This window comes from Jiangella alba, assembly GCF_900106035.1.
GTDB classification, from domain to species: Bacteria; Actinomycetota; Actinomycetes; order Jiangellales; family Jiangellaceae; genus Jiangella; species Jiangella alba.
Genome location: NZ_FNUC01000004.1, coordinates 2,107,067 through 2,128,967 on the forward strand (window position 1 = coordinate 2,107,067; position 21,901 = coordinate 2,128,967).

General features: G+C 72.5%; 19 protein-coding genes and 2 pseudogenes. 16 read left to right on the forward strand and 5 right to left on the reverse strand.

The window, feature by feature from the left end; translation table 11 throughout:
* Positions 1-11: 11 nt before the first annotated feature.
* From BLV02_RS27730 to BLV02_RS27765, 9 genes and pseudogenes are all read left to right on the forward strand, one after another.
* On the forward strand, positions 12-884 hold the full coding sequence (locus BLV02_RS27730; protein ID WP_069112481.1) for an LLM class flavin-dependent oxidoreductase: 873 nt from the start codon (positions 12-14) through the stop codon (positions 882-884).
* A 135-nt stretch (positions 885-1,019) separates the two neighbouring features.
* The gene (locus BLV02_RS27735; RefSeq protein ID WP_176986542.1) at positions 1,020-2,009 is read left to right on the forward strand and encodes a type IV toxin-antitoxin system AbiEi family antitoxin domain-containing protein; all 990 of its coding nucleotides are present in this window, start codon (positions 1,020-1,022) and stop codon (positions 2,007-2,009) included.
* Positions 2,010-2,043: 34 nt separating this feature from the next.
* On the forward strand, positions 2,044-3,627 hold the full coding sequence (gene metG, locus BLV02_RS27740) for a methionine--tRNA ligase (protein WP_069112483.1): 1,584 nt from the start codon (positions 2,044-2,046) through the stop codon (positions 3,625-3,627).
* Complete coding sequence (locus BLV02_RS27745; RefSeq protein ID WP_069112484.1) at positions 3,624-4,514, forward strand: TatD family hydrolase; 891 nt, start codon at positions 3,624-3,626, stop codon at positions 4,512-4,514. Before metG ends, BLV02_RS27745 begins: the two co-directional genes overlap by 4 nt.
* 280 nt (positions 4,515-4,794) lie before the next feature.
* Positions 4,795-5,664: pseudogene (locus BLV02_RS27750) on the forward strand (ubiquitin-like domain-containing protein); the annotation flags it as partial.
* A gap of 93 nt (positions 5,665-5,757) precedes the next feature.
* Positions 5,758-5,994, forward strand: a pseudogene (locus tag BLV02_RS38635) (transglycosylase family protein); the annotation flags it as partial.
* 34 nt (positions 5,995-6,028) lie between these two features.
* Positions 6,029-6,919: a 16S rRNA (adenine(1518)-N(6)/adenine(1519)-N(6))-dimethyltransferase RsmA gene (gene rsmA, locus BLV02_RS27755; protein WP_069112485.1), complete on the forward strand. Its 891-nt coding sequence runs from the start codon at positions 6,029-6,031 to the stop codon at positions 6,917-6,919.
* A 30-nt stretch (positions 6,920-6,949) separates the two neighbouring features.
* The gene (locus BLV02_RS27760) at positions 6,950-7,834 is read left to right on the forward strand and encodes a 4-(cytidine 5'-diphospho)-2-C-methyl-D-erythritol kinase (RefSeq protein ID WP_069112661.1); all 885 of its coding nucleotides are present in this window, start codon (positions 6,950-6,952) and stop codon (positions 7,832-7,834) included.
* 5 nt (positions 7,835-7,839) lie between these two features.
* A complete protein-coding gene (locus BLV02_RS27765; protein ID WP_069112486.1) occupies positions 7,840-8,445 on the forward strand; it encodes a nucleotidyltransferase domain-containing protein in 606 nt (201 codons plus the stop codon).
* A 586-nt stretch (positions 8,446-9,031) separates the two neighbouring features.
* Here the strand turns inward: BLV02_RS27765 and BLV02_RS27775 are convergent.
* A complete protein-coding gene (locus BLV02_RS27775; RefSeq protein ID WP_069112487.1) occupies positions 9,032-9,841 on the reverse strand; it encodes a class I SAM-dependent methyltransferase in 810 nt (269 codons plus the stop codon).
* A 48-nt stretch (positions 9,842-9,889) separates the two neighbouring features.
* Between BLV02_RS27775 and BLV02_RS27780 the strand changes: the two genes are divergently transcribed.
* Positions 9,890-10,489 (forward strand): helix-turn-helix domain-containing protein, encoded by a 600-nt coding sequence (locus tag BLV02_RS27780; protein ID WP_069112488.1) that lies wholly within the window; start codon positions 9,890-9,892, stop codon positions 10,487-10,489.
* Here BLV02_RS27780 and BLV02_RS27785 read toward each other — a convergent pair.
* Positions 10,461-10,910, reverse strand: coding sequence for a MarR family winged helix-turn-helix transcriptional regulator (locus BLV02_RS27785; protein WP_069112662.1), 450 nt, complete (start codon positions 10,908-10,910; stop codon positions 10,461-10,463). The genes BLV02_RS27780 and BLV02_RS27785 overlap by 29 nt on opposite strands.
* Positions 10,911-10,958: 48 nt before the next feature.
* Between BLV02_RS27785 and BLV02_RS27790 the strand changes: the two genes are divergently transcribed.
* Positions 10,959-11,162, forward strand: a complete 204-nt coding sequence (locus BLV02_RS27790; protein WP_069112489.1) for a hypothetical protein — start codon at positions 10,959-10,961, stop codon at positions 11,160-11,162.
* A gap of 15 nt (positions 11,163-11,177) precedes the next feature.
* Positions 11,178-12,926: an ABC-F family ATP-binding cassette domain-containing protein gene (locus tag BLV02_RS27795; protein WP_069112490.1), complete on the forward strand. Its 1,749-nt coding sequence runs from the start codon at positions 11,178-11,180 to the stop codon at positions 12,924-12,926.
* Positions 12,927-12,930: 4 nt separating this feature from the next.
* Here the strand turns inward: BLV02_RS27795 and BLV02_RS27800 are convergent, their stop codons facing one another.
* Positions 12,931-16,242, reverse strand: a complete 3,312-nt coding sequence (locus BLV02_RS27800; protein WP_141711660.1) for a phosphodiester glycosidase family protein — start codon at positions 16,240-16,242, stop codon at positions 12,931-12,933.
* Positions 16,243-16,375: 133 nt separating this feature from the next.
* Entirely contained in the window at positions 16,376-16,789 is a 414-nt protein-coding gene (locus BLV02_RS27805; RefSeq protein WP_069112491.1) for a cobalamin B12-binding domain-containing protein, read from the reverse strand.
* 454 nt (positions 16,790-17,243) lie between these two features.
* Between BLV02_RS27805 and BLV02_RS37305 the strand changes: the two genes are divergently transcribed.
* The 3 genes from BLV02_RS37305 to sucD all read left to right on the forward strand — a co-directional run bounded on the left by BLV02_RS37305 (position 17,244) and on the right by sucD (position 20,111).
* Entirely contained in the window at positions 17,244-17,870 is a 627-nt protein-coding gene (locus tag BLV02_RS37305; protein WP_069112492.1) for a M23 family metallopeptidase, read from the forward strand.
* Between the two features lie 141 nt (positions 17,871-18,011).
* Positions 18,012-19,199, forward strand: coding sequence for an ADP-forming succinate--CoA ligase subunit beta (sucC, locus tag BLV02_RS27815; RefSeq protein ID WP_069112493.1), 1,188 nt, complete (start codon positions 18,012-18,014; stop codon positions 19,197-19,199).
* A 12-nt stretch (positions 19,200-19,211) separates the two neighbouring features.
* Positions 19,212-20,111, forward strand: coding sequence for a succinate--CoA ligase subunit alpha (gene sucD / locus BLV02_RS27820; RefSeq protein WP_069112494.1), 900 nt, complete (start codon positions 19,212-19,214; stop codon positions 20,109-20,111).
* A 3-nt stretch (positions 20,112-20,114) separates the two neighbouring features.
* On the opposite strand, the gene BLV02_RS27825 is transcribed toward sucD, so the two are convergent.
* On the reverse strand, positions 20,115-20,798 hold the full coding sequence (locus BLV02_RS27825) for a TetR/AcrR family transcriptional regulator (RefSeq protein ID WP_069112495.1): 684 nt from the start codon (positions 20,796-20,798) through the stop codon (positions 20,115-20,117).
* Positions 20,799-20,838: 40 nt separating this feature from the next.
* Here BLV02_RS27825 and BLV02_RS27830 point away from each other — a divergent pair, with 40 nt between their 5' ends.
* The gene (locus BLV02_RS27830) at positions 20,839-21,426 is read left to right on the forward strand and encodes a dihydrofolate reductase family protein (RefSeq protein WP_069112496.1); all 588 of its coding nucleotides are present in this window, start codon (positions 20,839-20,841) and stop codon (positions 21,424-21,426) included.
* The last annotated feature ends 475 nt before the right edge of the window (positions 21,427-21,901 follow it).

A 21,901-nucleotide genomic window follows, 5' to 3' on the forward strand; every position in this document is an offset into this window, starting at 1 on the left:
TGAGTGGGGTCATGGCTGACCCCCTCTCCTACGGCGCGGCGCTCCCGGCGTCGGCGCACCGGCTGCCCGAACTGCTCGAGGCGACGACGATCGCCGAGGAGCTCGGCGCCGATCTCGTCACCGTCGCCGACCACCCGTACCTGCCGTCCGAGCTCGATGCGTGGACGCTGGTCCCGCTGCTGCTGGCGCGGACGACGCGGGTGCGGGTGGCGACGAACGTGACGGCGCTGCCGTTTCGCAGCCCGGCGGTCATGGCGAAGGGCGCGGCCACGCTGCAGCACACCAGCGGCGGACGGTTCGTGCTCGGCCTCGGCGCCGGCGGTCCGTACGACGGGCTGCCGGGCTGGGGCGCGCAGTGGGGGTCGCTGGGGGAGGCGATCGGCGCGCTGGACGAGGCGGTCCCGCTGCTGCGCCGGCTGTGGTCGGGGCAGCCGGTCACGCACGACGGCGCGTACTACCGTCTGCACGACGCCGTCGCGGTCGCCGGGGCCGCCCCTGACCCCGTCCCGCCGGTGTGGGTCGGCTCGTTCAAGCCGCGCATGCTGGCGATCACCGGCCGGCACGCTGACGGCTGGCTGCCCACCAACGCCTACCTGTCGCTCGACGAGGTCCCGGCCATGCAGCGGGCCATCGACGACGCCGCTGTCGCCGCCGGGCGCGCCCCGTCCGCCGTCCGCCGCGTCTTCAACGTCATGGGCGTCATCGATGACGACCGGCCGGCGCGCAACGACCAGCTGCTGGTCGGCTCGGCCGGGCACTGGGCCGAGGCGCTGACCGACTACCGCGACCGCCTCGGCTTCGAGACGTTCGTCTTCTGGCCCGTCCACGGCGACACCCGCCGCCAGGTCGAGCTGTTCTTCCAGACCGTCGTGCCCAAGCTCTGACGTTCCATGATCATCAACCGTCTGCGACACCAGGATGTCGCCAACGGTTGATGATCATGGGGATGTGGGCGAGGTTGTCCACAGATCACGTTTCGTCCCTGGCGTACGGCGCGGCCCTGGATGAGGCTCGGCGACGTGGAACTGCCCTCCGAAGTGACCGCCGTCGCGGCGCAGCAGCACGGCGTGCTGGGCCTCGATCAGGCGGTCGCGGCCGGGCTGACACAGCGGCGCATCGGATGGCTGGTGCGCTCGGGGCGTTGGCAGCGGGTCCATGCCCGGGTCTACGCCACGACCACTGGCCCGCTCTCGTTCCATGCCCTCGTCTGGGCGGCGATCCTGCGTGCGGGCCGGGGCGCGGTGGCCAGCCACCAGACGGCCGCGTACCTGGACGGCCTCTGCGACGACCCTGGGCCTCTGGTGCACCTCACGGTGCCGGCCGACCGGCACCTACGCAGCCGCATCGACGGTGTCCGCGTCCACTACGCACACCGACTGGCCCGAACCCGCCACCCGTCGCGCGTGCCACCGCGCACCCGCACCGAGGAGACGGTCCTCGACCTGATCGACGCCACCCGTCGCCCGCAAGACGTCGACACCTGGGTGACGTCGGCCTGCCAACGCCGCCGGACCACACCGGAGCGGCTCGCCGACGCTCTTGCGTTGCGCAAGAAGATCCGCTGGCGGCCGATGCTCGAGAGCATGCTGAGCGACGTCGCGGAGGGAGCGCAATCGCCGCTGGAACTCAGGCATCTCCGCGCCGTCGAACGTGCCCATGCCCTGCCTCGCGGCCATCGGCAACGGCGTGTGGCCGGTCGTCGCGTCGTCTGGGTAGACGTCGACTACGACCAGTACCTGCTTCGGGTCGAGCTCGACGGCCGGGTCGGGCATGTCGGCGAAGGACGGTTCCGAGACCGCCGTCGCGACAATCGCGCCACCGCCCACGGCCGGGCCACGCTGCGGTACGGCCACGCCGACGTCTTCGGCGATCCGTGTGGCGTTGCCGCCGAACAGGGCCGGGTGCTCCAGGACCGCGGCTGGACCGGAGTGCCGCGTCCCTGCGGGATCGACTGCCCCACGCTCGTGATCATCAACCGTTGGCGACGTCGTGGTGTCGCCAGCGGTTGATGATCATGGACGCGCGGGGACTACCATCGGGCGCATGCCCAAGGCGTTCTACGTCACCACGCCGATCTACTACGTCAACGACGCACCGCACATCGGCCACGCTTACACCACCGTCGCCACCGACTTCATCGCCCGCTGGCACCGTCAGCGCCAGGAGGACGTCTGGTTCCTCACCGGCACCGACGAGCACGGCGAGAAGGTGATGCGGACGGCCGAGGCCAACGGCACCGACCCGCAGACGTGGGCCGACCGGCTGGTCGAGGAGGCCTGGAAACCGGTCCTGAAGACCATCGACGCGTCGAACGACGACTTCATCCGCACCACCGAGCCGCGGCACGTGGCCCGCGTGCAGGAGTTCATCCAGAAGCTGCACGACAACGGCGAGATCTTCGAGGGCACCTACGAGGGCTACTACTGCGTCGCCTGCGAGGAGTACAAGCAGCCCGGCGACCTCGTCGAGGGCACCGGCGAGTACGCCGGGCAGCTGGTCTGCTCGATCCACGGCCGCCCGGTCGAGAAGCTGTCCGAGACGAACTACTTCTTCCGCATGTCCGCCTACACCGAGCGGCTGCTGGAGTTCTACGAGCAGAACCCCGGTTTCGTGCAGCCCGAGAGCGCCCGCAACGAGGTGCTCGGCTTCGTCCGGCAGGGCCTGCAGGACCTCTCCATCTCGCGGTCGACGTTCGACTGGGGCGTCACGGTGCCGTGGGACCCGGAGCACGTCATCTACGTGTGGTTCGACGCGCTGCTCAACTACGCCACGGCCGTGGGCTACGGCGCCGACCCGGAGAAGTACGAGCGCACCTGGCCGGCCGACATCCACTTCGTCGGCAAGGACATCCTGCGCTTCCACGCCGTCATCTGGCCGGCCATGCTGATGGCGGCCGGCGAGCCGCTGCCGAAGAAGGTGTTCGCGCACGGCTGGCTGCTGGTCGGCGGCGAGAAGATGAGCAAGTCCAAGCTCACCGGCATCGCGCCCGCGCAGATCACCGACACCTTCGGCTCCGACGCGTTCCGCTACTACTTCCTGCGCGCCATCGCGTTCGGCAACGACGGCTCGTTCTCGTGGGAGGACATCGCCGCGCGCTACCAGGCCGAGCTGGCCAACGGGCTGGGCAACCTCGCCTCGCGGGTGGCCGCGATGGTCGGGCGGTACTTCGACGGTGCGCTGCCCACCCCCGGCCCGGCGACGGACGCCGAGGAGGCGCTGGCCGCGGTCGCCGCGAAGGCCGCGCACGACGCCGACGCCGCCGTCGACCGCGTCGCGCCGCACGAGGCGCTGGCCGCCGTCTGGACGCTGGTCGACGCCGCCAACGGCTACATCACCGAGCAGCAGCCGTGGGCCGTCGCCAAGGACGACGCGCAGCGCGAGCGGCTGGCCACCATCCTGTACTCGTCGGCCGAGGCGCTGCGGGCACTGGCCGTGCTGCTCAACCCGGTCATGCCGAAGGCGACGGCGAAGCTGTGGGAGTCGCTGGGGGCCGAGAAGGCGCTCGGCGCGCTGGCCGCCCAGCCGGTCGCCGACGCCGGCCGCTGGGGCCAGCTGGTCCCCGGCGCCGAGGTCACCAAGGGCGACGCGCTGTTCCCGCGGCTGGACCTCGCAGCAGCGGACCAGTGACCGAGCCTCGCGAGCGGCGGTCGGCGACGGACGAGGCCGGGCGCAAGCGCGACCGGTCCCGGCCGCCGCTGCCCGAGCCGCTGCCGGCGCCGGTCACGGACACGCACTGCCACATGGACATCGCCGACGGCGACGACGGCGACGCGTTCGGGGTGGCGCAGGCGCTGGACGCCGCCGCGAAGGTGAACGTGACGCGGGTCGTGCAGGTCGGCTGCGACCTGCCCGGCGCCGCCTGGGCCGTCGAGGTCGCCGAGCGATACCCGAACGTCGTCGCCACCGTCGCGCTGCACCCGAACGAGGCGCCGAAGCTGGCCGAGGCCGGTGAGCTGGACGCCGCGCTGGCCGAGATCGACCGGCTGGCGGGGTCCAGCCCGCGGGTGCGCGGCATCGGCGAGACCGGGCTCGACCACTTCCGCACGGGGCCCGAGGGCCGGGCCGCGCAGGAGTACTCGCTGCGGGCGCACGCCGAGATCGCCCGGCGCCGCGGGCTGGCGCTGACCATCCACGATCGCGACGCCCACGACGACGTCCTGCGGGTCCTCGACGACGTCGAAACGCCCGATTGTGTCGTATTTCACTGTTTCTCGGGGAACGAGACCTTCGCGCGCCGCGTCGCAGAGCGAGGCTGGTACCTGTCCTTCGCCGGCCCGGTCACGTTCAAGAACGCGGCCGAGCTGCGTGCCGCTCTCGCCGTCACGCCGCCGGAGCACCTGCTCGTCGAGACCGACGCGCCGTTCCTGACGCCGCACCCGTACCGCGGCCGGCCGAACGCGTCGTACCTGGTCCCGCTGACCGTCCGGTTCATCGCCGAGGCCCTGGGGCAGGACCTCGAGGCCGTGTGTCACACCCTCCAGGCGAACACCGACCGCGCTTTCGGCCCATGGTGACAAGAAGTCGTTTCCGCTGGTCACACGGGGGCCGGCGGCGGTCGCCTCGCGCGGGCGCGCGGCGGTGTCTCGCGTGGACGTGTCACAGCGTCACAACTTCGCCCTCCGGGGCGATTTGTCCGATTCAACCGGCCGGATCAGTTGTCCGGCCGCTCGCCATGCGTTACCGTCCCGAGATTGTTAGCCGGGGTCGGGGAAGCTTCGGGTGGCAGATGAACGGCCGGACACACGGTCCGACGAGCGGTGCGCCGAACACGCGCACGGTAGCTTGGCGGGCTGGATGACCGGGCGTGCCGCGAGGTCCCGTGCCCGGACAGTACGACCGAGGAGCACAGTGCGCCTGTCCGCGAAGACGTTGGCGATCAACGCCACCGTCGTCACTGCTCTGGTAGGCGGCGGTGTCGCCTACATCACGCTCGACAACGCCGTCGCCCTCACCATCGACGGCCAGACCGAGACCGTGCACACGTTCGGCAGCAGCGTCGAGGACGTCCTCGACGAGCGGGACATCGAACTGAGCGCCCGGGACGAGGTCATTCCCTCGCTGGACAGCGACATCGAAGACGGCACCGAGATCAGCGTCCGGTACGCCCGGCAGATCACCGTGACCATCGACGGCGAGGAACAGCAGATCTGGACCACCGCGCTGTCCGTGGACGAGGCCCTGAGCGACCTCGACATCCGAGCCGACGGCGCCGACGTGTCGGTCGCCCGGTCGCAGGAGATCGGGCGCGGCGGCCTCGACTTCGAGGTCCGCACCCCGAAGGAGATCACCGTCACCGCCGACGGTGCGACCAACCCGGTCACCACGACCGGCCTCACGGTCGCCGAGGCCCTGACGGAGGCCGGCATCACGCTCGGCGAGCTCGACCTCGTCGAGCCCGCGGCCGACGCCGCGCTGGCCGACGCTCTCGCCGTCACCGTCCGGCGGGTCACCGTCGAGACCGCGACCGTCACCGAGGCGGTCCCGTTCGAGGTGACCGAGCAGGAGGACGACTCCCTCGAGAAGGGCAGCGAGTCGGTCGAGACCGAGGGCAAGGCGGGCACGCTCGAGCGGGTGGTGCAGAACACCTACATCGACGGCGAGCTGTCCACCACGGACGTCCTGTCCGAGGAGGTCGTCGCGGCCCCGGTCGACCAGGTCGTGCTGATCGGCACCAAGGAGCCCCCGGCCCCGCCGGCCGAGGACGACGGTGACGGCGGCGGCGGTGGCGGCGGCGGTGAGGACGTCGACGGCGGCGTCTGGGACCGGCTGGCTCAGTGCGAGTCCGGCGGCAACTGGTCCATCAACACCGGCAACGGCTACTACGGCGGCCTGCAGTTCTCCGTCAGCACCTGGCGCGCGTTCGGTGGCTCCGGCTACCCGCACGAGAACAGCAAGGCCGAGCAGATCCGCATCGCCACGAAGGTCCGCGACAACCGCGGCGGGTACGGCGACTGGCCGGCCTGCGCCCGGTCGCTCGGCCTTCCGCTCGGCTGACGCCGGTCTCACGGCCGGGCTATAGGCTCGGGCGGTGCAGAACGACGAGACGTCCGCCGGTCCCAGACTCCTGGGGCCGGCGGACGTTCGCCGTTTGGCGGCCGAACTGGGGCTGCGGCCGACCAAGACGCTGGGGCAGAACTTCGTCATCGATCCCAACACCGTGCGCCGCATCGTCCGGGTCGCCGGGGTCGGCGCCGACGACGTCGTCGTCGAGGTCGGGCCGGGGCTCGGCTCGCTGACGCTGGCGCTGCTGCCCGTCGTCGGCCGCGTGGTGGCGGTCGAGGTCGACCCCGTGCTGGCGGCGCGGCTGCCGTCGACGGTGGCCGAGTACGCGCCCGGTGTGGCGGCGCGCCTCGAGGTGGTGCCGGCCGACGCGCTGCGCGTCGCCGAGCTGCCCGGGCCGGCGCCCACGGCGCTGGTGGCCAACCTGCCGTACAACGTGTCGGTGCCGGTGCTGCTGCACCTCCTGGAGACGTTCCCGAGCCTCTCCCGGGTCCTGGTGATGGTGCAGAAGGAGGTCGCCGACCGGCTCGCCGCCGCGCCCGGGTCGCGCACGTACGGCGTCCCCTCGGTCAAGGCGGCGTGGTACGGGACGGTGTCGTCGGCCGGCTCGGTGGGCCGCACCGTGTTCTGGCCGGCGCCGAACGTCGACTCCGGACTGGTGCTCCTCGAGCGTGGTCAGGTCGCTCGCGACCCCGACGCCCGAGCCGCCGTCTTCGCCGTCGTCGACGCCGCGTTCGCCCAGCGGCGCAAGACGCTGCGGGCCGCCCTGAGCGGCTGGGCCGGCTCCGCCACGGCCGCCGAGACGGTGCTCGTGGCGGCCGGTGTGGACCCCCGCGCACGCGGCGAACAGCTCACCGTCGACGACTTCGCGCGGATCGCCGCGGCGCGCGTCACTATCACCACCTTTGGCACCTCATGAGTTGGTATTTCCGGTAGGGTCTCGCTGGTGCTGAAGGTGATCGCCCGCGTCCCGGCGAAGATCAATCTGACGCTGTCCGTCGGGCCGGTTCGCTCCGATGGCTTCCACGAGCTCGCGACCGTCTTCCACGCCGTCTCGCTCTACGACGAGGTCTCGGCCGTCCACGCCGACGCCGTCACCGTCCACGTCACCGGGCCCTACGCCGAGCACACCCCCGCCGACGAGTCCAACCTCGCCGTCCGCGCCGCCCGGGCCCTGGCCCGCCGGGGACGGCTGCGCAGCGGCGCGCTGCTGCGGGTGCACAAGGACATCCCGGTCGCGGCCGGGCTGGCCGGCGGCAGCGCCGACGCCGCGGGCGCGCTGCTGGCCTGTGACCGCCTCTGGGGGCTGCGGATGCCGGAGTCGCGGCTGTCCGCCGTCGCGGCCGGGCTCGGCAGCGACGTGCCGTTCTCGCTCACCGGTGGCACGGCGGTCGGGACGGGGCGCGGTGAGCGGCTGCGCCCGGTGCCGGTCGGCGCGCCACTGCACTGGGTCCTGGCGACGGCCGACGGCGGGCTGTCCACCCCCGAGGTCTACCGGCGGCTCGACGACCTTCGCTCGGACCGCAAGGTGCCGGCGCCGGCGGTGCCCGGCGAGCTGCTGGCGGCGCTTGCGTCGGGCGACGTCGACGCGCTGGCCGGGCTGCTGCACAACGACCTGCAGGAGGCGGCGCTGGCGCTGCGTCCGGCGCTGCGCGACACGCTGCGGGCCGGGCGCGAGGCGGGTGCGCTGGCCGGCATCGTGTCCGGGTCCGGCCCGACGTGCGTCTTCCTGGCCCGCGACGCCGAGTCCGCGGGTGCCCTGTCCGTCTCGCTCGCCGCGTCGGGCACCTGCGCCCGCGCCGTCGCCGTCACCGGCCCGGCCGACATCGGCTGAGCGTCGTGCCGGAGCATCCGCCGCTGGGCCGCTGGGCGCCGCTCACCCCGTCCGCCGTCGCCGCCGAGCTGGCCGGCTGGGCCGGGCCGTGGTGGATCGCCGGCGGGTACGCCCTCGAGCTGGCCCTGGGCCGGTCCTGGCGGCCGCACGACGACGTCGACGTGCTGGTACTGCGCCCGCAGGCGGGCGAGCTGCACGACGCGCTGCCCGGCTGGCAGCTGTGGGCCGCCGACCCGCCCGGCTCACTGCGGCCGTGGCCGGCCGGCGAGGCGCTGCCGGCGCACGTCCACGACATCTGGTGCCGCCGCCCGTCGTCGCCGGCGTGGGAGCTGCAGTTCATGGTCGACGACGTGTCCGGCCCGCTCTGGACCTCACGCCGCGACGCCCGCGTCCGCGCACCGGTGGCGTCGATCGGGCGGCGCACCGGCGACGGGCTGCCCTACCTGCGGCCGGAGATCCAGCTGTTCTACAAGGCGAAGCAGCCGCGGCCCAAGGACGAGACCGACGCCGCCGTCGTGCTGCCCGAGCTCGACCCCGCCGCCCGCGCCTGGCTGGACGACGCACTCGCGCTGACTCTGCCGGATCACGCGTGGCGGCGGGCGCCGGGGTAGCTTCGGACGCGTGGACTGCGGGCGGCGGTGGGCGACGCCCGCGAGCTGGCGCATCCGGACGGTTCCATGGACGCCGTTCTGCTCCTCGGGCCGCTCTACCACCTTCCCGAGGCGGCGGAGCGGGCTCGGGCCCTGTCCGAGGCTCCTATAACCACGATCCCGGCGAACTGCACGACGAACTGGCCGCCGCCGGCCTGGAGGACGTCGTCGTCGCCGGGATCGAAGGACCCCTGGGCGCGGCGGCCCGCGAGGACACCGCGCTCAACGACGTCGCGCTGCGGACGGCTGCGCGGCCCAAGGACATGACACCTATCAGGGGGACGGGACGAGCGTGGGCACATCTCGGCGCTCGTGGCCGTGGACAGCGATGATCGTGGGCTGCGCTGAGCCGGTTGGCCCGTTCGCCTGTCACGCTGCCGGAACGGTGTGAGATCACTGCATCGTGTGTGTGGCGACACTGTCTCCCTGACGACAGCAATGCTGCCCATATCCCGCAGCGATCTCACATTCGGGCAGCAGAGGGACGGGGCCCAGGGGACGGGACCACGGTCGCTCCAAGGCCAACTTTGCGGCACGGGCGGGCGGGTCAGCGTCGGGCGAGGGTGACGGTCCGGGCGCCGCGGATGCGCAGCTCGCGGCGGCGCAGCGAGCCGGGCCCGTCGCCGTCCAGGAGGGCGGCGAGAGCGGCCGCGTCGGCGGGGGCGAGGTCGTCCGCGTGCCGGGCCACCCGGCCGAACCAGAGCGCCGCGTAGTCCGCCGCGGCCGGCGGGGCGGGCGCGAGGTCGAGGTCGAACGTCCGCTCGTCCAACAGCGTGAACCCGGCCGCCGTCAGCCGGGCCGGCCAGTCGGACCCCAGCTCCGGCAGCCGCTCGGCCTGATGCCGTCCGACCAGCTCCAGCAGCCGCGTCTCCAGCGCGGCACCGGCCTCGTCGCCCAGGAACCGCAGCTGCACCGGGAACTCGGCGACGGCGATCAGCCCGCCCGGGCGGGTGACGGCGTGGACGTCACGCAGGACGCGGTCGGGGTCGGTGAGGTGGTGCAGCGACAGCGACGCCCAGGTGAGGTCCACCGGGCCGGGGACCGGCCAGTCCTCGTCGAGGTCGGCGTGCAGCGTCGTGACGCGGTCGGCCAGCCCCTGGTCCAGCGCCTTCGCGCGAACGCGGCGCAGCATCTCGGCGGACGCGTCGACGGCGATCACCTCGGCGCCGGCGAAGCGGTGCGCCAGCCGCACCGTGCCGACGCCGGTGCCGGCGCCGAGGTCGACGATGCGCCGTCGCTGGTCGCCGTCGGCCGCGCGGCGCACGTACCCCATCGCGTCGGCCCAGTAGGCGTGCAGCACGTCGCCGTCGAGGTCGATCAGGTCGGCGAGCGAGGTGTCGTCGTGGTCGTGGCTCATACCTGCGACGCTAGGCGACCGGTGCGCTGATCGCATAGGGTCTTGCTGATGACGCAAGACGAGGTCGATGTCGACGCGGTGATCCGGGCGCGGATCCGCGGGCTGCGCCAGGCCAAGGGGTGGTCGCTGGACGCGCTGGCGGCCCGCTGCCACCTCAGCCCGTCGACGCTGAGCCGCATCGAGACCGGCGCCCGGCGCATCTCGATCGACCAGCTGGTGCCCATCGCCCGCGCCCTCGACACCACCCTCGACCAGCTGGTCGAGCCGGTCGACGACGCCGACGTCGTCATCCGGCCGCGGCACGACCGCGGGCACGGCGCGACGATCTGGCAGCTGACCCGCGACGACGGGCCGCACGGGCTGACCGTCGCGAAGATGCGGATCACCCGGCTGACCCGGCCGAAGCGGCTGCGCGTGCACCCGGGACACGACTGGTTCACCGTGCTGTCGGGGACGATCCGGCTGTACCTGGGGGAGCGGGTGGTGCTGGTGGCGACGGGTCAGGCGGCGCAGTTCTCGACCATGGCGCCGCACGCGATCGTCGCGCACGAAGGTCCGGCGGAGGTGCTCACGATCCTCGACCACGACGGCCAGCGGGCGCACCTCGACGCCGTCGACCTCACGCCGGAGACGTCGCCGCGCCGATGACCCGGGTGAGCGAGCCGTGCAGGCGCTCGAGCTCGGCCACCGGCAGGCCGAGCCGCTCGACGACGGCGTAGGGGATCTTCTCGGCGTCGTCGCGCAGCGCCCGGCCGGTGCCGGTCAGCTCGACCACCAGCAGCCGTTCGTCGTCGGCGCTGCGCCGCCGCGAGATGTACTGGGCCGCCTCCAGCCGCTTGAGCAGCGGCGACAGCGTGGCGGACTCGAGCTGCAGGGTGCTGCTGAGGTCTTTGACGGAGCGCGGCTCGCGCTCCCACAGCGCCAGCATGACGAGGTACTGCGGGTGGGTCAGGCCCATCGGCTCGAGCAGCGGGCGGTACAGGCCGATGACGCTGCGGGCGGCCACGGCCAGAGCGAAGCAGACCTGCCGGTCGAGGGCCAGCGGATCGTCACCGAGGTCTGTCGTCATGGTCACACTCTATCGCACGCGATTGATTAGTGTGCTAATCATTAAGGGGTGAAGAGACGCAAGCTGCCGTGGTATGGCCGGCTCACCGAGGTGCTGATGCCGTTGCTGGGCCCGGCCGACCTCGGCCGGCAGGACGATGCGCCGCCACCGCACCCGGTGCGCGAGATCGAGTGCCCGCTGTGTCATCACCCGATGTCCGAGCACCGGCTCGAGCAGGTGGGCGGCAAGAACCGGCACTACTGCCCGGCGTGAGAAACTAGGGGCGACATGGCGCCCCGTAACCTCATCAACCTCGAGTCGGCCTCGCTGGCCTACGGCACCCGGTTCATCCTCGACGGGGTCTCGCTCGGTGTCGCCGACGGCGACCGCGTGGGCGTCGTGGGCCGCAACGGCAGCGGCAAGTCCACGCTGCTGCGGGTGCTGGCCGGGCTCGAACAGGTCGACTCCGGCCGGGTCAGCCGCACCGGCGGTCTGCGCATCGGCCGGCTCGGCCAGGGCGACGAACTCGACCCCGCCGCGACCATCGGCCAGACCGTCATCGGCGACCGCGCGACGCACGAGTGGGCCGGCGACGCCCGCCTCCGCGACGTGCTGGCGCACCTGGTGCCCGGCCTGTCGATGGACGCGCTGGTCGGCCCGCTGTCCGGCGGCGAGCGCCGCCGGGTCGCGCTGGCCCGCCTGCTCATGGGCGACGACGACCTCGTGCTGCTGGACGAGCCCACCAACCACCTGGACGTCGAGGCGATCGACTGGCTGTCCAGGCACCTCGCCGCGGGCAACCGGTCTCTCGTCATGGTGACGCACGACCGGTGGCTGCTCGACACCGTCGCCACCACCACGTGGGAGGTCACCGACGGCGCCGTCCACGCGTACGAGGGCGGCTACGCCGAGTACGTCCTGGCCCGGGCCGAACGGGTCCGGCTGGCCGCCGCCGACGAGTCGCGGCGGCAGAACCTGCTGCGCAAGGAGCTGGCCTGGCTGCGCCGCGGGCCGCCCGCGCGGACGTCCAAGCCGCGCTTCCGCATCGCCGCCGCCAACGCCCTGATCGAGAACGAACCGCCCGCCCGCGACCGGTACGAGCTGGCCAAGCTGGCGACGACGCGGCTGGGCAAGAGCGTGTTCGACGCCGAGGACGTCACCGTGTCGCTCGGCGGCCGGACCCTGCTCGACCACGTCACGTGGCGGCTCGGCCCCGGCGACCGCGCCGGCATCGTCGGCGTCAACGGCGCCGGCAAGACGACGCTGCTGCGGCTGCTCGACGGCTCGCTCGCGCCCGACTCCGGCCGGGTGAAGATCGGCCGCACCGTCGCCGTCGCCCACCTCGACCAGGAGGTCGTCGACCTCGACCCGTCGGCCCGCGTGCTCGAGACGGTCGAGGAGGTCCGCCGCGAGGTACAGCTGGGCGGCGGCGACACCGTCACGGCGGGGCAGCTGCTGGAGCGGTTCGGGTTCGCCGGCCAGCGCCAGTGGACCGTCGTCGGCGACCTCTCCGGTGGCGAGCGGCGCCGGCTGCAGCTGCTGCGGCTGCTGATGGGCGAGCCGAACGTGCTGCTGCTGGACGAGCCGACCAACGACCTCGACGTCGAGACGCTCAACGTCCTCGAGGACGTCCTGGACGGCTGGGCCGGCTCGCTGGTGGTCGTCAGCCACGACCGGTGGTTCCTCGAGCGCGTCACCGACGCCGTCTGGGCGCTCCTGGGCGACGGCCAGGTCGTCCAGCTCCCGCGCGGGGTCGACCAGTACCTCGAGCTGCGCCGCGAGCAGGTCGAGCAGGCCGCCGCGCCGGTCACCCGGGCCCGTTCCGGCGACAGCCGCGCCACCCGCAAAGAGATCGCCCGCGTCGAGCGCGACCTCGAGAAGCTGGAGCGGCGCGAGAAGACGCTGCACGAGCAGATCGCCGACAACGCGACCGACCACGAGAAGGTGCTCGCGCTCGACACCGAGCTGCGGTCGGTGCACGACGAGCGGGCCTCGCTGGAAGAGCGCTGGCTGGAACTGGCCGACGAACTCGGCTAGGGCGTCAGGCGACGTCGATCTGCCGGGTCGCGGTCTCCCCGTTCACCGTGACGCTGACGGTGGCGGCGCCCGGCCGCAGCCCCTGGACCGTGCCGGCCGCCGGGTCGACGGCGACGACGGCCCAGCGCGGCGCCGTGTCCGCCGGGCCGACGTGGACGGCGGTGCCGCCCCACTGCGCCGACATCGGCCACCGCACCGGGACCGTCCGCGTGCCGTCCTGCTCGACCGTCGCCGACACTGCGCCGGTCGCGCCCGGCGCCAGCGTCGCCGGAGCCGTCAGCGCGATCGCGTCGACCCGGGCCCGCACCTCGGCCGTCAGCCAGGCGTCGTCGTCGCCCCGGTCGCCGAAGGCCGGGTCCAGGCCGAGCAGCGTCCAGCCGGTGAACCCGCCGTTGTCCGGGGTGGACGCCGGACCCTTGCCGGAGTTGCCGTTGACGAGGAACGGGACGCCGTCGACGGAGCCGGCGTCGAACACGCCCGCGTGGGCGCCGACGAACGCCGCGGACTTGTCGCTGGACGCCTCGAAGCCGGCCAGCCACGTCTCCAGCATCGCGGCCTCGCGTCGATCCGCCAGCTGGCTGTTCGCCGTCGGCAGCGGGTCGTTCGGCGGGTGGTGCGCGAAGACCAGCACCCCGGTGACGTCGTCGTCCGCCGCGGCCTCGTCCAGCGCCCGCCGCAGCTCGGCGAGCTGCGCGAACCCGCCGCCGCGCAGCGTCCCGAACGCGGAGTTCAGCGTGATGACGCGGGTCGTGCCGTCGTCCGTGGCGAGATCGGCGGTGTGCTGGGTGGCGCCGAACTCGTCGATGAAGTTGCCGATCGGGCCGCCCTGCACCTCGTGGTTGCCGGGCACGTAGTACCAGGGGAAGTCGACGCCGGCCAGCTCCTCGTCCAGCACCCGGCGGGCGAGGTCGAAGTCGACCGGGGCCGCCTCGTCGACGAGGTCGCCGTTGATGACCAGGGCGTCCGGGTCCTCGGCGACGATCTCGCGCAGCGTCCGGCGCGCGGCCTGGACGATGTCGCTGTCAGGGTCGCGCCCGACGAACTGGGAGTCGCTCATGACGGCGATGCGCTGGCCGGCGTCGTCGGCGCTGCCGTTGGTGACGATGACGGGGTCGGCGAACCGCTCGGTGGCCGGCAGCTCGACCTCGGGCGCGATCTCGACCGTGATGTCGCTGAACGCCGTCGTGCCGGTGTAGCTGCGCGCGCCGGAGGCCTCCACCGCGTAGACGTCGCGGAACCGCAAGGGGTATTGCGTGCCGGCCGGGACCGGGAAGGTGAGCTGCTGCCAGCCGGTGAACGTGGTGTAGCCGCCGTTGAGCGTGAGCAGCGTGCCGTTGGGGTCGTAGACGCGCATCCGGATCCAGGTGCCCTGGCCGTCGCCGTTCACCCACGCCTTGATGGTCTGCGGCTGGCCGGGCAGGGTGAACTGGGCCGGCGGCGCGGCGTACGCGGCCCGGGTGTTCGGCCCGGTGAAGTCGTACGTCAGCCTGATGCCGTCGCGGCCGTCCGGGCCCTGCGCCGGTGCGATCGTGCCGGTGGCGCGGGCGAAGCTGACGGTCCAGCTCGCGGCGTCGCCGAAGGTCGCGGCCGGCTCCTCGGTCAGTCCGACGGTGACGGCGACGCTGGTGCTCACCCCGGCCGCGGTCAGCGTGACCAGCGCCGAGCCGGTCTCGACCAGCGGCCGCACGCTGAACCCGGCGCCGTCGGGCACCAGCTCGACGACGCCCTCGCCGCCGGTGACGGTGACGTCGGCCGGCTCGATCGGTGCCCGGTAGCCGTCGATGTCGTAGCCGGTGAGCGCGAGGCTCCCGGTGCTGCCGGCGCCGGCCAGCGGGAGCAGCGTGGCGGTCGGCTCCAGCCGCCGCAGCTCGCCGAGCACCGTGATGCCCAGCGCGCCCGCCGAGCCGCGCAGGTCGGCCCGCACGTCCGCGTCGCCCGGCGCGATGCCGGTGACGACGGCGGTGTCAGGGGTGGCGCCGCGCAGCACCGACGCGACCCGCCGGTCCGACGTCGTCCACCGCGGCCGCGCCTCGACCGGCGCGAACGTCTCGTCGTGACCGCGCGCCTCGACGGTGCGGGTGAGCCCGGGGAAGACGCGGTCGGTGTTCTCCTCGTCGCCGGCGAGGACGCGGAAGCCGTCCAGCTCGCCGGAGCCCTCGGCCGCGAACAGCGCCAGGCCGTTGGCGACCGAGCGCTCGCCGCCGTCGGAAGGGCTGTTGACGACGGTGTGGTCGTCGGTGCCCGGGTCGCGGACCACGAGCGTGGACGAGCCACCGCCGTCGATGTTCAAGGCGTCGTAGGCGCCGAGGTCGGCCATCAGCTCGGCGAACTCGGTCAGCGTCATGCCGCGCGAGTGGGCCTGCTTGCCGTCGAGGGACACCAGATACATGGTGCGGCCGTCCTCGGACAGCCCGATGGCCGTGCGCGCGGCCGGCTCGGTGTCGGTGAAGCTCCGCTGCACGCCGTCGTCGACCAGCAGGTGGTTGCCGCCGACCGCGACGACGACGTCCTCGAGGTCCGAGCGCGGCGCATAGGAGACGTCGACGGTGTCGCCGGGCGCCAGTGCGAGCAGCGACGCGGCGCCGGCGTCGCGGCCGACCAGCACGACGGTGCCCGGCGCGATCGGCCCGGCGCCCAGCGTCGTGCCGACCGCCGTCACCACGCCGTCGACGACGGTGACCTCGGCCCGGTTCGTGGCGGCGCCGACGGTGTTCGCCCGCGTGTAACCGCCCCACTGCGACGTGAAGACGCCGACGCCGTCCGCGGGCAGGGCGAACGTGTTCACGCCCGCGAGCCGGAGGCTGACGCCGTCGCCGGTGACCGCGGTGCCCTCCAGGAACACCTGGGCGAGCGCGGCGGCGCCGCTGCTGGACACGGCGAGCGCGTTCTCGTGGCCGGCGGTCGGGCCGGTGACCACGCCCTCGTCGCGGCTCACGCCGGCGCCGAGCGGCGCGTTGGAGTTGTTGATGTCGTAGAAGTCGCCGTTGATCGCGGCCGTCGCGCCGCTCGCCTCGGCCAGCGACCGGACGGTGGCGGTCGTCGTCACCTCGCCGGAGTACTGGTAGTCGAGCGTGACGCCGGAGTCGAGGTCGACCTCGAGGACGCTGCCGGCGTTCCAGCCGCCGTCCTCCAGCCGGGAGAACGTCGTCAGCTCCATCCCCGGTGCGATGGCCTGCCGGCCGGTGTCGGCCAGCACCGACTCGCCTGGGCGCGTGAGGTCGTCCGGTTCGACGGCGGCGGCCGCCGGGACGACGAGCAGGCCGCCGGTCAGTAGTACGGCGGCGGCGAGGGCGGCGCGATCACGTCGATTCAGCACGGAGTTCACCCCATCGAGGACGGACGACCCGTCATCGAGCGGCGGGCCGCAACTCGGTGAATTTCCGGCAAACCTTACCGAGTCAGGGCATACGAGTGCTATCGGCGGAAAGGATTTTCATGCGACTTTCTGGTCAGGAGGCCTGCGCGCGGTCACGCAGAGTGTCGACCCACTCGATGATCTCCTGGGTCGAGGCTCCCGGGGTGAACACCCGGGCGACGCCCAGCTCCGTCAGCAGCGGGATGTCGGCGCCGGGGATGATGCCCCCGCCGAACACCACGATGTCGCGGGCGTCGCGCTCGGCCAGCAGTTCGAGCACCCGCTTGAACAGCGTCATGTGCGCGCCGGACAGGATGGACAGCCCGACGGCGTCGGCGTCCTCCTGGATGGCGGCCTCGACGATCTGCTCGGGCGTCTGGTGCAGCCCGGTGTAGATGACCTCGACACCGGCGTCACGCAGCGCACGTGCCACCACCTTGGCGCCGCGATCGTGCCCGTCGAGACCGGGCTTCGCGACCACGACGCGCAGGGGACGTCCGTCCGCCATGACTACCTCCAGGAACAACGCTGATCCGACGGCTGTTGTCGACAGTACCTGCAGACGAGGCGCCCACCGTCCGTTCGGTGGAGGCGGACTCATCAGGGTGGATGACGGTTGCCTGATGTGACGCAGATCACATGTCACAGAGCGTCACGAACCTTGCACTCACAACGGTGATCAAGGTTCCTCCGTCCACCGAGGTCACGACCCGATTACGGGCTACACAGGGTTGCTTCCGGCGTCACAGTCCGTGATCACGTGGCAAAACGCTGGGGAGGAGGCGTTTGGCAGGACCCCTAGGGGCCGGTTAATGTCCTCCGAGTCCTTGTCCCCGGCGAAAGGTCCTGGCGTGTCGCAACGCTCCGGCAGCGGGCGTCACCGTAGCCGCCGCAGGCACGTCAGTGTCCCGTCGGTGGTGGGCTCCGTAGCGGTAGCAGCAGCGGCTTCCGGCGCGCTGGCCATGCCACACGCTGTCGGCTCGACCGACAGCTCGGACGGACTCAACGCCATCGCGCAGCGCCCCCAGGAAGCGGGTCACCCGACCGAGGGCGGCGCACTCGACACCCTGGTCGCCGCGGAGCAGTCGCTCGCGGCCGAGACCGGCGAGGTCGCGCAGGAAGCGCACACCCGCATCGTCGAGCAGCAGCGCATCGAGGCCGCCGAAGAGGCCGCCCGCGCCGAGCGCGAGTCCAAGCGCTGGCTGCTCCCGGTCGACGACTACCGCATCACCGCCGGCTTCGGCGCCGGTGGCTCCATGTGGTCCAACCGCCACACGGGCCTCGACTTCGCCGCCCCGACCGGCACCGAGGTCCGGAGCATCTCGTCGGGTGAGATCATCTTCGCCGGCTACGACGGCCCGTACGGCAACAAGATCGTCGTGCGCCACTGGGACGGCACCGAGACCTGGTACTGCCACCTCTCCCGCTTCGTCCTTCGCTCCGGCGAGGTCGCACCCGGCGAGGTCATCGGCCGCGTCGGCTCCACCGGCAACTCCACCGGGCCGCACCTGCACCTCGAGGTGCACCCCGGCGGCGGCGACCCGGTGAACCCCCGCTCCTGGCTCCAGGAGCAGGGCGTCGACGTCTGACGCGTCCTTCTCCTTACTCACTACCCGGTCGGCGCATACCCATGCGCCCGGGTTGAACGGGTGAGAGCCCGGCGGCGTGCCGGTCGGCGCGCACGGATAGGCTGCCCTTCGAATCGCGGCCGACACAAGGGATGGATTCGCGTGGACCTGATGGAGTACCAGGCGAAGGAGCTCTTCGCCAAGCACGAGGTCCCGGTGCTGCCGGGCTCCGTGGTCGAGACGGCCGAGGACGCCCGCGCGGCGGCGGCCGAGATCGGCGACCAGGTGGTCGTCAAGGCGCAGGTGAAGACGGGCGGCCGCGGCAAGGCCGGTGGCGTCAAGCTGGCCGAGACGCCCGACGAGGCCGCCGAGAAGGCCGGGGCCATCCTCGGCATGGACATCAAGGGCCACACGGTCCACCGGGTGCTCGTCACCCTGGCCAGCGACATCGACCAGGAGTACTACGTCTCCTTCCTGCTCGACCGCGCCAACCGCACCTACCTGGCCATGGCCAGCGTCGAGGGCGGCATGGAGATCGAGCAGCTGGCGGTCGAGCGGCCCGAGGCGCTGGCCCGCGTCCCGGTCGACGCCATCGAGGGTGTCGACGCCGCGAAGGCGGCCGAGATCGCCGACGCCGCCGGGTTCGGCCCCGACGTCCGCGACCAGGTCGTCGCCATCCTGCAGCAGCTGTGGACGGTGTTCACCAGCGAGGACGCCACGCTGGTCGAGGTCAACCCGCTGGTGAAGACGCCCGACGGCAAGGTCGTCGCGCTCGACGGCAAGGTCAGCCTCGACGAGAACGCGGAGTTCCGGCACCCGGAGCACGCCGAGTTCGAGGACAAGGCCGCCGCCGACCCGCTCGAGGCGCGCGCCAAGGAGAAGGACCTCAACTACGTCAAGCTGTCCGGCGAGGTCGGCATCATCGGCAACGGCGCCGGGCTGGTCATGTCGACGCTCGACGTCGTCGCGTACGCGGGTGAGGAGTTCGGCGGCGTCAAGCCGGCCAACTTCCTCGACATCGGCGGCGGCGCGTCGGCCGAGGTCATGGCGAACGGGCTGGAGATCATCCTGTCCGACGACGAGGTCAAGGCCGTGTTCGTCAACGTGTTCGGCGGCATCACCGCCTGCGACGCCGTCGCGAACGGCATCGTGCACGCGTTCGGGCTGCTGGAGAGCCGCGGCGACCAGGTCACCAAGCCGCTGGTCGTCCGTCTCGACGGCAACAACGCGGTCGAGGGCCGGCGGATCCTGTCGGAGTTCGCCGCCACGGCGCCTGCGGGCCTGATCGAGCAGGTCGACACCATGGACGGCGCCGCGCGACGCGCGGCCGAGCTCGCGGCAGCGAAGTAGGGGCGACGAGTCATGGCTATCTTCCTCGACGAGAACAGCAGGATCATCGTCCAGGGCATCACCGGCGCCGAGGGCACCAAGCACACGCAGCGCATGCTCAAGGCCGGCGCCAAGATCGTCGGCGGCGTCAACGCCCGCAAGGCCGGCCAGGAGCTCGACTTCACCGAGTTCAGCCCCGAGGCCGTCCTCACCGTGTACGGCACCGTCGCCGAGGCGATGGACAAGACCGGCGCCAACGTGTCGGTCGCGTTCGTCCCGCCGAAGTTCACCAAGGACGCCGTCATCGAGGCGGTTGACGCCGGCATCGAGCTGCTGGTCGTCATCACCGAGGGCATCCCGGTGCACGACACCGCCGCGTTCTGGGCCTACGCGCAGTCGAAGGGCAACAAGACCCGCATCGTCGGGCCGAACTGCCCCGGCGTCATCAGCCCGGGCAAGTCCAACGCCGGCATCATCCCGGCCGACATCACCGGCGCCGGCCCCATCGGCCTGGTCAGCAAGTCCGGCACGCTGACGTACCAGATGATGTACGAGCTGCGCGACATCGGCTTCTCCACCGCCGTCGGCATCGGTGGCGACCCGGTCATCGGCACCACGCACATCGACGCGCTCGAGGCGTTCGAGGCTGACCCCGACACCAAGGCGATCGTCATGATCGGCGAGATCGGCGGCGACGCCGAGGAGCGGGCGGCCGCCTACATCAAGGAGCACGTCACCAAGCCGGTCGTCGGCTACGTGGCCGGCTTCACCGCGCCCGAGGGCAAGACCATGGGCCACGCCGGCGCCATCGTGTCCGGCTCGTCCGGCACGGCGCAGGCCAAGAAGGAGGCCCTCGAGGCCGCCGGTGTCGCCGTCGGCAAGACCCCGAGCGAGACCGCCCGGCTCATGCGGGAGATCTACCAGAAGCTCTGACCATCAGGGATCGGGAGAGACTCGGCCGGGCCGCCTTCGGGTGGCCCGGCCGATTCCGTTCCCGGCGTAGGCGGCGAGGAAGACCCGCACGCCCTCGTCGGCGTAGCGCTCGATCTCCGCGGCCGGCGGGGGAGCGTCGTCGCCGGTGAGCATGGCGTGGTTCAGCGGCACCGACATCACCAGCCAGTTGAAGTGCGCCGCCGCGAGGTCGGCGTCGTCGACGGCGAGCAGGCCGCGCTCGGTGAGCCCGCGGAACGCCGCCGCGAGGTCGGCCATGGTGCGGGCCGGGCCGCGCTCGGCGAACAGCCGGCCCAGCTCGGGGAAGCGGCCGGCCTCGCCGATGACCAGCCGGCGCAGCCGCAGCAGCCGCGGCCGCATGACCATGGACAGCTGACGGCGGGCGAGGTCGCGCAGGTCGGCCGCGACGTCGCCGGTGTCGCGCAGGGCGGCGACCTCGGCGTGCACCGGCTCGGCCGCCTCGTCGACGGTGCGGGCGACGATCGCGGCGAACAGCGCCGGCTTGTCGGCGAAGTGCTTGTAGACGGTCGGCTTGGAGACGGCGGCCGTGGCCGCGATGCGGTCGATGGTGGTGCCGGCGTACCCGTCGGCCAGGAACACCTCGGTGGCGGCGTCGAGGATCGCCCGGTGCTTGCGGGCCGACCGGGTCTCGTCCTGGGGTACGCTCATGGAAGGACTTTACTACACGGTTTAGTTTAGGAGGCGGCTCATGGGCCGGATCATCGTCATCGAGAACGTCAGCCTGGACGGCGTCATGCAGGCGCCGGCCGCGCCGCAGGAGGACACCCGCGGCGGCTTCGCCCACGGCGGCTGGGGCGCACCATACGCCGACGAGGTCGCGATGCGGGAGATGAGCGAGGGGATGGCGCAGGGCGAGCAGGGCGGTCCGCTGCTGTTCGGCCGCGTCACGTACCAGCAGTTCGAGGGGTTCTGGCCGAAGCAGACCGACGGCAACCCGTTCACGCCGGTGCTGAACGCCGCCACCAAGTACGTCGTGTCCAGCACCCTGAGCGAGCCGCTGACCTGGGAGAACTCCGTCCTCGTCCGCGGCGGCGAGCTGGCCGCCGTCAAGGAGCGCGAGCCGCGCGACATCGGCGTGCTGGGCAGCGGCGAACTGGTGCAGACGCTGCTCCGCCTCGACCTCGTCGACCGCTTCGTCCTGTCCATCCATCCGCTCGTCCTCGGCGACGGCGCCCGGCTCTTCCGCGACGGCGCCCAGCTGGCGGCGTTCGACCTGGTGAAGTCGGTGCCGACCACGACCGGCGTCATCATCGCGACGTACGACCGCGCCCGCTGAGCCGGGGCTCTCGGCGGGTGTGCGGGCCGCTTTGCAATGAGCACGAATACGCACCGGTGCGTATCGGTGCTCATTGCAAAGGGATGTGATCGGGTCAGGCGACGGCGGCGCGGGCGACGTTCGGCCACGAGCGACTCGGGTGACACCAGGAGGTCTCGATACAGCCTCTCCGCGACGAGAAGCCCTGGCTGCTGCCGTGCACGAAGGAGCACACGCGCGGTGAGAGCCCGGCTCTCACCGTGGCGACCGGGCTGATGACCGAGCCCGTCCGTCTCGAGCGACCCTGAGCCGCACGAGGCCGTCGTCAGGCGACGGCGGCGCGGGCGACGTTCGGCCACGAGCGACTCGGTGACACCAGGAAGGTCTCGATACAGCCTCTCCGCGACGAGAAGCCTGGCTGCTGCCGTGCACGAAGGAGCACATGCGCGGTGAGAGTCCGGCTCTGACCGTGGCGACCGGGCTGGTGACCCGAGCC